This is a genomic window from Ruegeria sp. AI2 (assembly GCF_056541275.1).
Genome location: NZ_JBQFYB010000001.1, coordinates 711,354 through 723,531, shown reverse-complemented (window position 1 = coordinate 723,531; position 12,178 = coordinate 711,354). Strand labels below are relative to the sequence as shown.

Genomic DNA, 12,178 nt, shown 5'->3' with positions numbered 1-12,178 from the left:
CGTCAGGGTAGCGAGGCAACTCGGTCTGTAAACAGTCGTACGACCCCTGCCCCATCCACGTCGCGGCAGACCAGAACTGCGGGACGTTCCGGATCAGGTCGCGTCGCACCCTTCTGGTCGCCTTCGGTGACGACCCGCAGACCCGTTTCGACCATGTCAAACATAGCACCATGAGAACAAGCAATCACAGCCGTCGAATCGTGCAGGCCGCAGCCCTCCAGACCACCGACGTCCTTGTAGAACTTCAAGTAAAAGCGAGAGATATCTCGCAGAAAGGACCCCATGTCAGGTGATCGCATTGCCAGGCTTTCGAAATCTGCAGTCTCGTAGAGCGTTTTCAGCGTGACATCCAAGCCGACCAGTACGGTTTCCGGCGGTGTGGCAAAGACCTCTTCAGCGGCAATCGCATCATGATAGATGTTGGCCTCGGCATGTACTGTAATATTACCAGGGCAGTACACCGCCCCGCCCATGATCACCAAACGCCCCAGATTGTCGGCGAATTCCGGATCCAGACGAATGGCGTTGGCGATGTTGGTCAGGGGGCCCACGGCGCACACCACCAGCTCTTTCTTGTGGGTTCGCGCCATATCAACCAGAAATTCAGCAGCCGGCAGGGCGTGGTTGCTTCCAATTTCGGGAATTTCAGTCAGGTCACCGAATCCTTCGGGACCATGCACATGTTCGGAGGGCGAATGCGTATCGGCACCCAAGGCAACCGCAGCCCCTTCCGCGACAGGCAGATCCAGACCCAGCTTATCAAGCAGGAACCGGGCATTGCGGCTGGATTGATGAACATGCGTGTTTCCGAACACGGTGGTCAGGCCGATCAGCTCGACCTCGGGCGCTGCGGCGGCATAGGCGATTGCCATGGCATCATCGATGCCAGGATCTGTATCGATTATCAGTTTCATCCAAGCCCGATACCGCAAACAATTAGGGATGCAAAGCGGTCACAGCACTATTTTTCGATACAGCGTTTTACAGTTGGAGCATTTGCATGGGGCTGCTTTCCACTCATACCAGAGTTGAAATCGGGCGACTCAATCGCCACATGTATACTATAGTACACAAAAACAAGAGGACAGTATGACCGAAGACCAAATCATCGGATTGCTTTCGTCAAACATCATTTACCTGCTGGCTGCAGTGCTGGTAATTGTTATCATTTTCAAGGGCATCAAGATTGTGCCTCAGTCCGAAAAATATGTGGTTGAACGGTTTGGGCGCCTGCATTCCGTGCTTGGCCCCGGCATTAACTTTATCGTTCCGCTGCTGGACGTTGCGCGTCACAAGATCTCGATCCTGGAACGCCAGCTGCCAAACGCGACGCAAGACGCAATCACCAAGGACAACGTTCTGGTGCAGATCGATACATCGGTCTTCTACCGTATTCTCGAACCTGAAAAGACGGTTTACCGGATTCGCGACGTAGATGGCGCGATTGCCACCACTGTCGCCGGGATCGTTCGCGCCGAGATTGGTAAGATGGATCTGGATGAGGTTCAGTCGAACCGGTCCCAACTGATCACGCGTATTCAGGAAAGCGTTGAAACAGCTGTCGATGACTGGGGCATCGAAGTCACCCGCGCCGAGATTCTGGACGTAAATCTGGATCAGGCCACCCGTGACGCCATGCTGCAACAGCTGAACGCCGAACGAGCCCGCCGCGCACAGGTGACAGAAGCCGAGGGCAAGAAGCGTGCTGTCGAACTGCATGCCGACGCCGAGCTTTACGCGGCTGAACAAACTGCCAAGGCGCGGCGTATCCAGGCCGAAGCCGAGGCGTTCGCGACAGGTGTGGTCGCCAAGGCCATTCAGGATAACGGCATCGAAGCTGCGCAGTATCAGGTTGCGCTGAAACAGGTTGAAGCCTTGAACGCGCTTGGAAATGGCACTGGTAAACAGACCATTGTTTTGCCTGCCAACGCACTGGAAGCCTTTGGTGACGCATTCAAAATGTTAAAAGGAGGAAAATGATGGCAGACCCCTTCTGGTTGACCTGGTGGATCTGGCTGGCCGCCGCATTGGCGCTGGGTATCCTTGAGATTTTCCTGCCCGGTTTCATTTTTCTTGGCTTTGCAATCGGAGCCGCAGTTACGGGGCTTATCCTTGCCGTACCCGGAATGGCTCTGTCTTTGAATGTATTGGCGCTGATCTTTGCGGTGATGTCACTGATTGCGTGGCTTGTTTTGCGGAAACTGTTTGCGTTGCCGAACGGTCAGGTCAAGACTTTCAACCACGACATCAACGACTAAATTGCCGCGGCGCCCCAATCGGCGCCGCCGCCCTACTGGACCCTGTTGCTCCTATTCCCTATATAATCGCTCAGGCAACTGACCCGAGGCAAAGATGACTCACCCGAGCGAACAGTTTGAAGGCACACCGCTGATTGCGCCGTCAACCATTGAGCACCCCCTGTACGAGCCCGTGGTCGAGGCGTGTCGCACGGTCTACGATCCGGAAATCCCGGTGAACATCTATGACCTCGGCCTGATCTACACGATCGACATTTCCTCGGACAACGCCGTGAAGGTGATCATGACACTGACAGCACCCGGTTGCCCTGTTGCCGGCGACATGCCCGGATGGATCATGGAAGCGATCGAGCCTGTTGCAGGCGTCAAAGAGGTTGACGTGGAACTGACCTGGGAGCCGCCCTGGGGTATGGAAATGATGTCAGACGAAGCGCGTCTGGAACTGGGATTTATGTAGGCACCTGCCACAGTTTCTCGGGTATTTGTCACAAAACATTGGTGGTTTTGTTACCTGCTCGTGCTTTCCCTGTCACAATGATGCGGGAAAAGACCTGCGGACGGCACCAATCAGTGTCGTACCTCGGGCCAGACATGATTTGACCGCCCCCCGAGTTCCGGCCCCGAAACACGGACCGTTCTTGCCCGAGAACGGTCCTTTTCTTATCCTAACCACCGAACGTCGGGTAATCAGTTCAAATTGCAGGTCTTTTTGATTTCCGCTGATCTGGCATCTAGTTGATTGATGTAGTCGCCCGATAGCATTTGCAGCCGTTTGTATTCCGTTCCTGTGACCAGCCCCAAAAGTGCCCCGGCAGGAGTAATAGCGGCAACACTTTCCAACTGTTGGTCCTGCGCGTGCTTTTTCTCGGCCGCGATGGCGCGCAGATCGCCCTCGCCGGTCGCGCAGTTTACCGGATGCCTCTCTCCATCATTGATGGCCGCCGCATCATCCGGAACAAACAGAAGAACTGCAATGGCAAGCACCGCGCCCATCAAGATCGATTTAACAATCGCCTGTAACTCATTCACAATATTATCATTTCTAATAGTATTTCAAAGCAAACCGAGTTAACTGCTGACCAACTTGAACCCATTCAGTTCCACGGTCTCTACGGTTGGATATCTTCAGCGAACCCATTCTGAATGCCGGGTTGTTTCATCCGGATAAAACTCTTTATAACACACCGTCTTGAGCCTTGACCTCCTGAGCCCTAAATTAAACGCAACGCGCGACAACGGAGACTTACATGTTCGGCATTCCCGGCAAACAGGCTGTGACCATGACGCCCAAAGCCGCAGAACAAATCACCCGCCTGATGAACTCGGGTGGCCACGCTGGCTTGCGCATTGGCGTCAAGAAAGGCGGCTGCGCAGGCATGGAATACACCATGGAATATGTCGATCAGGCTGATCCGCATGATGAAGTTGTCGAACAGGATGGAGCACGCGTCATGATCGCGCCAATGGCGCAGATGTTCCTGTTCGGGACTGAAATCGATTACGAGGTTTCGTTGCTGGAATCAGGTTTCAAGTTCAAGAACCCGAATGTTGTCGACGCCTGCGGTTGCGGTGAATCCATCAAGTTCGATGAAAGTATCGCGCAGCAATCCTAGTTTGCGCCGGATAATCCCGTGACACGGGCCGGACAGAACGCCGTATTGTCGATCAAAGCGCTTGAACCCACCCGATCCGTGGAATTGTAAGATCGCGTCGACAATGCTATCCGCATCCTAAATCATCGAATGATCAGGGAGATACGGGTATGCGGCGCAGGCTTGCGGCAGGAAACTGGAAAATGAACGGAACCGGTGCTGCGCTGAGCGAACTTGAAGCACTGTGCAAGTCTCACCCAGACGCTTCGGTCGATATACTCATCTGCCCTCCGGCAACATTGCTCAGCCGTGCCGCAGACACCGTACGCGGGTCAGCGGTTACCGTTGGCGGGCAGGATTGTCACGCGGCAAGCGCGGGCGCGCATACAGGCGATATCAGCGCCGGGATGCTGCTGGACGCGGGCGCGACGTCAGTCATCCTGGGTCATTCCGAACGTCGCGTAGACCATGAAGAGCATGACGAGGAAATACGTGCCAAGGCCCGTGCAGCGATGGACGCGGGGTTAAAAGCGATCATTTGCGTAGGCGAAAGTCTGGAGCAACGAGAGGCGGCCAATACGCTCGACATAATCGGCGGTCAGATGTCGGGGTCGATCCCGGATCAGGCAACCGGCGAGAACCTGATCATTGCATATGAGCCGATCTGGGCCATCGGCACCGGCAAGGTTCCGACGCTTGATGAGATTGGGGAAGTTCACGACTTCATCCGCGCCCGGCTAGAGCGCCGCTTTGGCGAAGGTGTGGGCCGCTCTGTCCGTCTTCTGTATGGTGGGTCGGTCAAACCCTCCAACGCGGCGGAGATCTTTGCGGTTTCAAATGTCGATGGTGCGCTTGTGGGTGGCGCCAGCCTGAAGGCCGGGGATTTCACGGGCATTATTCAGGCGCTGGAGAGCGTCTAGGATTCGCCTTTACTCGGCAATATCTTCGACCCAAAGCTCTGGATTTTCTTCGATGAACCGCTGCATCAGTGCGATGCAGTCAGGATCGTTGGCTATCACCACCTCGACACCGCGTTCGCGCAGGAAGTCTTCGTTGCCACCAAAGTTCTGGGTATCGCCGATCACCACACGCGGGATACCAAACTGAACGATAGTGCCCGAGCACATCATGCAAGGTGACAACGACGTGTAAAGAACCGTATCCCGATAGGTTTTCTGACGTCCCGCTTTGCGCAAGGCATCCATTTCGCCATGTGCGATCGGATCCCCGCCCTGCACACGTTGATTACGCCCTTGTGAAACAATATCGCCACCCCGCGCCAGAACTGACCCGATCGGGCATCCACCTTCGTCAAACCCGGCTTTGGCCTCGTCATAAGCAACGCGTAGCAGGCGCTTGTCGGTCTCAGTCAGCATTCCGGTCTCCAGTTCTTGTGTCTTCCGAACCCTGCCCAAGCGCAATAGCTTGGTCAATAAAGGGCTCATGCCAGCTTCATCAGGATAAGACCTGACACGATCAGAAGGGCCGCGAGAATCCGCGCAGGGCTTAGGGCTTCACCCAGAAACAGGATACCGACACAGAACGCCCCCACTGCCCCGATACCCGTCCAGATGATGTAAGCCGTGCCTAATGGCAGGTCGCGCATCGCCAGCGCCAACAGGCCGAAAGAGCCGATCATCGAAAGAGCCATCAAGGCCGTAGGCCACAATCGGGTGAAACCAGCCGATTGCTTCATCGCTACAGCCCAGACGATTTCCAATAGGCCTGCAAAAAGAAGAAAGATCCAGGGCATATGACAACCTCGTATTCGTTCGGGTCGTCCCGAAAGATGTCCCATTATGGGGAGGTCGTCCTCTGAACCCCAGTTAAGCACTTGATGCCGGGGTTCAAGATACGAAAAAACCGGGCAGTCGAAACCGCCCGGCTACGTACATCGTCAAACCACCTAATTGGTTATGATTTCCGGGCCCATGAAGGTGTTGGGCAGGAATGTCGAGATCCACGGAATATACGTCACCATAATCAGGAAGACGAAGAGAACAGCGAGGAACGGCAGCGCTGCCCTAACAACGCTCATCATCGGCATACCTGCAACGCCCGAGGTTACGAACAGGTTTAGACCAACCGGAGGCGTAATCATTCCGATTTCCATGTTCACCACCATGATGATGCCCAGATGGATCGGATCGATGCCCAACTCGATGGCAATCGGGAACACCAGCGGTGCGACGATCACCAACAGGCCCGACGGCTCCATAAACTGTCCACCGATCAGAAGGATCACGTTCACAACGATCAGGAACGCCACCGGCCCTAGCCCTGCGGTCAGCATCGCCTCGGCGATATGCTGCGGCACCTGTTCGTCCGTCAGAACATGCTTAAGGATCAGCGCGTTGGCGATCACGAACAACAGCGTCACCGTCAGCTTGCCCGCCTCGAACAGTGTATGCTTGGTATCGGGGTGAAAGAACGCCGTGACCAACGCGTAAGGCTTTTTCAGCAGCGGCAAGTTCTGTGCGTCCCCTTCCGTACTCAGCGGACCCATGTCCTTGTAGACGAAACTGGCGATGAAAAAGGCATAGACCGCAGCAACCGCGGCAGCCTCGGTCGGGGTAAAGATACCCCCATAAATGCCACCCAGAATGATAACGATCAGGAACAGGCCCCAACCGGCCTCGCGGGCCGAGGTAAAGACCTCACCCCACCCCTTCCATTCACCCTTGGGCAGGTTCTTGACCTTTGCCATGACATAGATGGTGACCATCAGCATGAAGCCAGCCATCAGACCGGGAATAACGCCAGCCAGAAACATGCGCCCAACTGAAACTTCGACGGCGGCAGCATACACAACCATCACGATGGACGGAGGGATCAGGATGCCCAGCGTACCCGCGTTACAGATCACACCAGCGGCAAACTCTTTGGAATACCCAACCTGGCGCATACCTGCGATGACAATCGATCCGATCGCCACAACCGTGGCCGGGGACGACCCTGACAGCGCGGCAAACAGCATACAGGCAAACACGCCCGCAATCGCCAGGCCGCCGGGCAGATGCCCCACGCAAGCAATCGAGAAACGGATGATCCGACGCGCTACACCACCTGTCGTCATAAAGGACGAGGCCAGAATGAAGAACGGGATCGCCAGCAGGGTGAAATGCCCCTCGAACGCCTCAAACAGCGTGCCTGCAACTGAAGCCAGCGAACTGTCAGAATAGATCAGTAGGAACAGGGTCGAGCTGAGGCCAAGTGCTACCGCAATCGGAACCCCGATCAGCAGCAGGCCGATGACCATCGAGAAAAGAAGGATAACGTCCATCAGTCATGCACCCCTTGTTGTGCGCGGACTTCTTCAATCTCGTCCTCGACTTCGTGGCTGGCGACAAGGCGATCGGTCTCACCACGCCAAATTTGAACGGCGACCTGCGTAAACCGGATCACCAGCAGCAGCATGGACACCGGCAGAACCAGATAAGGTACGACCTTGGGCAGTTTTTCATACCGCTCGCCATAGTTGATCAGGTCTTCCAGAAAGCGCAGCGGAGCGACCATGGGGATGTCGTCTACCTCGTAGAAACTCTGGCTGCGTGCGCCGAAATCAAACCCGGTCGGGAACCAGCGGCCCGATGTTGGCGGCAGATCTGCAAAGACTGCCCAATAGTCATATGCCCCTTTGAGCATCAGCAGCGAGAACATCAGACAGAACCCGACCGAGACCAGCGCCATAATGCGCCTCGGTGCTGGCGCCAGCATGTTCAGGATTGCATCCACACCCAGATGAGCATGTTTCTTGACCGCGTAAGACGCGCCCAGCAACACCAGCCAGCCAAACGTGAACACTGTCAACTCAAGCGCCCATAGGATATTTGAATTAAAGACAAACCGCGCGATCACGTTGGCAAATGTAACGACCGTCATAAGGCCCAAAAGCAACGCGATCAGGGTTTCTTCGATATGGTCGATCAGCCCGCCCTGGCCGGAGTTCGCACCAGACATCTTTCAGTCCCCGCATTTTATTGAAGAGAGAGTTGAGAATGGGGCGGGCCATTTCAGCCCGCCCGGCCTGCGCGTCGAATACTCCCCAGTCCCCGGACGCGCGGTCTTGAACGGGATCAGAATCCGGCGTTGATGGCCTGCGCCGCGTCGATCTTGTCTTGACCCACGTCACCGGCGAATTTGTCCCAAACCGGTTTCATTGCGTCGACCCAGGCCTGACGCTGTTCAGGGGTCAGTTCACGGATGACACCGCCTGCATCGATGATCGACGCTTTGGCCGCTTCGTTCACAGCAAAGGCTTCTTTGTTCCGGGTCTCGGTAACTTCGGCCAGAATAGTCAGGAACTGGTCCCGCACCGTCGGATCAAGACTGTCCAGCCAATCCACCGATGTCACGACCAGATAGTCGATGATGCCGTGGTTGGTTTCGGTGATACCGTCCTGCACCTCAAAGAACTTCTTGCCGTAGATGTTCGACCAGGTGTTCTCTTGCCCGTCCACAACGCCCTGTTGCAACGCGCCATACACTTCCGAGAATGCCATTTTCTGCGGGCTACCACCGATGGCTTCCATCTGTGCCACCAGCACATCTGACGACTGCACGCGGAACTTCAGACCGTTTGCATCCGACGGATCAACCAAAGCCTTATTGGCCGACATCTGCTTCATGCCGTTGTGCCAGAACGCCAGCCCTTGCAGGCCGCGGCGCTGCATGCTGTCTTTCATCGCCTGTCCTTCGGCCGAGGCCTGGAACGCGTCTACAGCGTCGACATTCTTGAACATGAACGGCAAGTCAAACAGGCGGAACTGTTTGGTGAACTTCTCGAACTTCGACAGCGAGGGCGCGGCCAGTTGCACGTCACCCTGCAACATCGCTTCGAGAACTTTGTCATCGTTGTAGAGCGTCGAGTTCGGGTAGACCTCAACACACATCGTGCCGTTCATTTCGTCGTTGACCCGCTGCTCCAGCAGCGATGCCGCGATTCCTTTGGGGTGTTTGTCGGTGTTCGTCACATGCGCGAACTTGACGACGATTTCACCTTCGTCGCATGCAGCCATACCAGCCGTTGCGGTTACTGTCAGAGCAAGCGCAGTTGCTGCCGTTGTCAGAAGCTTCATCTGATATCCTCCCAGAGTTCCTTGAAACTTGCAGTCGACGCTGGGTAAGCGCCGTATGGCATGCAGTGAAGCGACTCAGGGTAAAGCGCACAACTTTTGACTGCGATTGCGGAACGTGTCTGATTACCTGTTTAATACCAAAGTGTTACGTCGTTGCTGGTTCAGGTTCTGCGCTTCACAGGTCCGAGCCGTGCGAAAACTCGCACATCCTCAGAGCGGCTTGTGCGGATTTCCGCACAATTTCCGAATCACTTCTTCGAATCAGATGCGCCAATCCGGTTCCTGCTTATCTGCGGTAATCCTCGGGACGAATCTGGTAGCGCGCCAGCTTGTCGTAAAAGGTCTTGCGCGGCAGCTTCAGCGCCTTGGCCGCATCTGACGCTTTTCCATTGTGGCGGCCCAAAGCTGCAATCAACAAGGATCGTTCAACCCGCGCCATCTGTTCGCTCAACCCCAGATCCGTAGCCTGCGTAACCTCCTCGGGCATTCCAAGAACAAACCGCATCGCTGCTGACATCAGCGAACGGGCGTTGCCTGGCCAGTCGCTGGCCATCAAGGCCGCCAGATGTTCAGACGAAATCTCGGGATTTGCGATGCCTGCCTGCTCGGCCGCTTGCGCCACATAGTGACGAAAGATAACCGGAATGTCGTCGGGGCGTTCCGCCAGTGAAGGAACACGCACCCGCATTACATCCAAACGATAAAACAGATCAGCGTTGAACCGCCCTTCCGAACTTAACGCGGATAGGTCGGCGGTTGTTCCTGCAATAATACGCCCCCCCGGACCGCGCTCGATGATCTCCAACGCCGCAAACTGCGTGGCTTGGGGCATGGCGGACACTTCGTCCAGAAACAGGGAACCACCTACAGCATCGCCGCAGCTTTGGGCAAGATCATCGGGGCTTAGGCTTGAAGCCGGACGTTTGACAAAAGGCCCCTGACCAGCGGGCGACATCAGGTGGACCACTTCGGCCACTTTGGATATGCCGCTACCCGGCGGGCCGGTAACAAGAACTTCGGCCCCTGTCGGTGCGACGGTCCGCACGCGATCCCGCAGCGCCTCAGCTTGCGGAGACAGGCCAAACAGCAAACGTGCGGCCGGGTCCCCCTTTTCAAGTTCGGATTTCAGGGCGCGCTGTTCCAACACTTGGGTGCGGGCTGCGAATGCGCGTTCAAGAACGTCCATCAGGTCAGACGCAGCGCAGGGTTTTTCGAGAAAATCAAACGCTCCTTTTCCCATGGCTTCTACGGCCATTGGGATATCACCTTCTCCGGTCAAAAGGATCACCGGAAGCTCGGGGTCGATGTCCCGAGCATACGCCAACAAGTGGAAGCCATCCCGCCCGGGCATTCGAATGTCCGAAATAATCACACCGGGGAAATCCCGCCGAATATTATCCTTGGCCGCCACAAAAGAACCGGCTGTTGTCGGTGCGTAATCTGCAAGTTCAATGGTTTGCGCCAATGCCTCGCGAACAGCTGCGTCATCATCGACCAACAGAACCCTGCGCATCATGCTGCCTCTTCTTTTCCGTAGGGCTCCAGCTCGACGGTAAACACTGCGCCATCAGCCGTGTTTGCCCCGCGGATTTCACCCCCAAAGCTTTGAACAAGACCATATGATATAGAAAGACCAAGCCCCAGACCTTCAGATGATCCTACGCTTTTGGTCGAATAAAACGGCTCGAACACCCGGTCGGGGTCTTCAATCCCCGGTCCGGTATCCTGCACAGAAACGCGCAACCGGTCTTCTTCGTGCATCACAATCGAAATGTACCGCTTGGGTCTCCCCAGCATCGCATCCGCCGCGTTATTGATCAGATTAACAAAGACCTGCACCAAGCGGACTTCCCCCCCCCAAACATAAACCGCAGCCTGTCCCGGTTCCCATTCCAGCGTCACATCATCGTCACGCAAACGGGTTTCGGTCAATTCGACGGCAGTTTTCAGAACCTGCACCAGATCGACCCGGCCCATCGGTTCGCTTTCATTGCGGGCAAACGCGCGCAGGTTCTTGATGATCCGGGCCATGCGGGCGGCCATTTCCGAAATACGCCCAAGGTTTTCGCTGGCCCTGTCACCTTTGCCGCGTTCAAGAAAGGCCGTACCATTGTCGGCGAACTGCTGGATCGCCATCAACGGTTGGTTGAGTTCGTGGCTGATCCCCGCCGACATCTGCCCCAACGCGCTGAGCTTACCTGCCTGCACCAGCTCTGCCTGCGCTTTTTTCAGTGCTGCTTCGGCCTCCTGACGTTCTGCAACTTCGCGGCGCAATGCGGTGTTTGCTTGGGTCAAAGCACGGGTACGCTGCGCCACCCGGCTTTCCAGAACCGTGTTGGCATTCGCCAGCGTCCGTCGCCGTTCCATCGCAAGATACAGCATCGCACCAAACGCCAGACAGATCGCTGCGACCGCCGCCGCCTGCAACCCGGCAAGTCGCCGGGCCGGGGCCACGTCCACCAAAACCTCGGCGGTCATATCGATCACAGGCAATTCAAGCGTTAGGTGCAACGCATCGCGTGGCAAATACCGCCCCCAGTTCAGCCGCCACAATTCATGCTGGCCGACCCGCGTCGCGGCAAAATCCACCGAGGCACCCTCTGGTGGTGTCAGCCCGGACTGACCAACCTCGCGGCTCCAAAACAGCAAGTCCGACCGGTTTGAGATGAAGACGACGCCGTCAGAATCAACAAAGAAAACGGCTTCGGTACTGCCCCGCCAAGTTTGTTCAATGTCCTGGACATCGGCAACCACCATCACTGCACCTTCGACTTGCCCGGAGGCGGCAAAAGTCGGAGCGGCATAGGAATATATCCGGTCGCCACTGTCTGGAACCACCTCATGCGCGGTGCCCACCGCACCCTGCATGGCGCGCCTGAACGCTGGATGTGCGGACATGTCTCGCTGTGCCACTGGCTGTGCGGCGACCAGAACCCGACCGCTGCGATCCAGGTACATCATGTTGACGGCCGCTGTCTTGTCAGCAACGTCCAACAACATCGCTTGCGCGTCGTGTACTTGTATCGGTGTATCCAACGCGTGCAAGGCGGGATGTGTCGCCATCAGAACCGCCAGTTCCTGGTAGACCTGCATCTGGGTGCTGAGTCGATCCGCCGCCAGTTCAAGGTCGGCTTCGGCCTTGTCGCTTAGCTGAGACAGCGCCTGACGATAGCCATAAGACCAAACAAAACCTGACAGCAGCCCGACAGCGGACAAAAAACCGACAATGATCCAAACTCTCTGCATAGAC

Annotated in this window: 14 protein-coding genes; 5 read left to right on the top strand and 9 right to left on the bottom strand. The window is 56.3% G+C overall.

All coding sequences use genetic code 11. The features are described 5' to 3' along the window. Positions 1-2 precede the first annotated feature (2 nt). Positions 3-914 carry a nucleoside hydrolase gene (locus tag ACR0LL_RS03560; protein ID WP_480584060.1) on the bottom strand — a complete coding sequence of 304 codons (912 nt, stop codon included), beginning with the start codon at positions 912-914 and terminating at the stop codon, positions 3-5. A 175-nt stretch (positions 915-1,089) separates the two neighbouring features. Between ACR0LL_RS03560 and ACR0LL_RS03555 the strand changes: the two genes are divergently transcribed. The 3 genes from ACR0LL_RS03555 (at position 1,090) to ACR0LL_RS03545 (ending at position 2,715) form a co-directional block, all read left to right on the top strand. Beyond that, positions 1,090-1,980 (top strand): SPFH domain-containing protein, encoded by an 891-nt coding sequence (locus tag ACR0LL_RS03555; protein ID WP_480584059.1) that lies wholly within the window; start codon positions 1,090-1,092, stop codon positions 1,978-1,980. Beyond that, on the top strand, positions 1,980-2,258 hold the full coding sequence (locus ACR0LL_RS03550; RefSeq protein WP_267364499.1) for an NfeD family protein: 279 nt from the start codon (positions 1,980-1,982) through the stop codon (positions 2,256-2,258). The genes ACR0LL_RS03555 and ACR0LL_RS03550 overlap by 1 nt, the downstream gene beginning before the upstream one ends. Positions 2,259-2,352: 94 nt before the next feature. Next, positions 2,353-2,715 (top strand): SUF system Fe-S cluster assembly protein, encoded by a 363-nt coding sequence (locus ACR0LL_RS03545; protein ID WP_267364500.1) that lies wholly within the window; start codon positions 2,353-2,355, stop codon positions 2,713-2,715. A 230-nt stretch (positions 2,716-2,945) separates the two neighbouring features. On the opposite strand, the gene ACR0LL_RS03540 is transcribed toward ACR0LL_RS03545, so the two are convergent. Then, positions 2,946-3,287, bottom strand: a complete 342-nt coding sequence (locus ACR0LL_RS03540; protein ID WP_480584056.1) for a hypothetical protein — start codon at positions 3,285-3,287, stop codon at positions 2,946-2,948. Between the two features lie 218 nt (positions 3,288-3,505). Here ACR0LL_RS03540 and ACR0LL_RS03535 point away from each other — a divergent pair, with 218 nt between their 5' ends. Together ACR0LL_RS03535 and tpiA are read left to right on the top strand one after the other, a co-directional pair. Beyond that, complete coding sequence (locus ACR0LL_RS03535) at positions 3,506-3,871, top strand: HesB/IscA family protein (RefSeq protein ID WP_480584053.1); 366 nt, start codon at positions 3,506-3,508, stop codon at positions 3,869-3,871. 149 nt (positions 3,872-4,020) lie between these two features. Next, the gene (gene tpiA, locus ACR0LL_RS03530) at positions 4,021-4,770 is read left to right on the top strand and encodes a triose-phosphate isomerase (RefSeq protein WP_480584050.1); all 750 of its coding nucleotides are present in this window, start codon (positions 4,021-4,023) and stop codon (positions 4,768-4,770) included. Between the two features lie 9 nt (positions 4,771-4,779). Here tpiA and ACR0LL_RS03525 read toward each other — a convergent pair whose 3' ends face one another. From ACR0LL_RS03525 to ACR0LL_RS03495, 7 genes are all read right to left on the bottom strand, one after another. Continuing rightward, positions 4,780-5,226 (bottom strand): nucleoside deaminase, encoded by a 447-nt coding sequence (locus ACR0LL_RS03525; RefSeq protein ID WP_480584047.1) that lies wholly within the window; start codon positions 5,224-5,226, stop codon positions 4,780-4,782. A gap of 65 nt (positions 5,227-5,291) precedes the next feature. Further along, positions 5,292-5,603: a DMT family transporter gene (locus ACR0LL_RS03520; protein WP_480584044.1), complete on the bottom strand. Its 312-nt coding sequence runs from the start codon at positions 5,601-5,603 to the stop codon at positions 5,292-5,294. A gap of 153 nt (positions 5,604-5,756) precedes the next feature. After that, the gene (locus ACR0LL_RS03515) at positions 5,757-7,133 is read right to left on the bottom strand and encodes a TRAP transporter large permease (protein ID WP_480584041.1); all 1,377 of its coding nucleotides are present in this window, start codon (positions 7,131-7,133) and stop codon (positions 5,757-5,759) included. After that, entirely contained in the window at positions 7,133-7,810 is a 678-nt protein-coding gene (locus ACR0LL_RS03510) for a TRAP transporter small permease (protein ID WP_480584038.1), read from the bottom strand. Before ACR0LL_RS03510 ends, ACR0LL_RS03515 begins: the two co-directional genes overlap by 1 nt. Before the next feature lie 116 nt (positions 7,811-7,926). Next, positions 7,927-8,928: a DctP family TRAP transporter solute-binding subunit gene (locus ACR0LL_RS03505; RefSeq protein WP_480584035.1), complete on the bottom strand. Its 1,002-nt coding sequence runs from the start codon at positions 8,926-8,928 to the stop codon at positions 7,927-7,929. Positions 8,929-9,214: 286 nt separating this feature from the next. Further along, on the bottom strand, positions 9,215-10,444 hold the full coding sequence (locus tag ACR0LL_RS03500) for a sigma-54-dependent transcriptional regulator (protein WP_480584032.1): 1,230 nt from the start codon (positions 10,442-10,444) through the stop codon (positions 9,215-9,217). Beyond that, positions 10,441-12,174 (bottom strand): sensor histidine kinase, encoded by a 1,734-nt coding sequence (locus ACR0LL_RS03495; RefSeq protein ID WP_480584029.1) that lies wholly within the window; start codon positions 12,172-12,174, stop codon positions 10,441-10,443. Before ACR0LL_RS03495 ends, ACR0LL_RS03500 begins: the two co-directional genes overlap by 4 nt. Positions 12,175-12,178 lie beyond the last annotated feature (4 nt).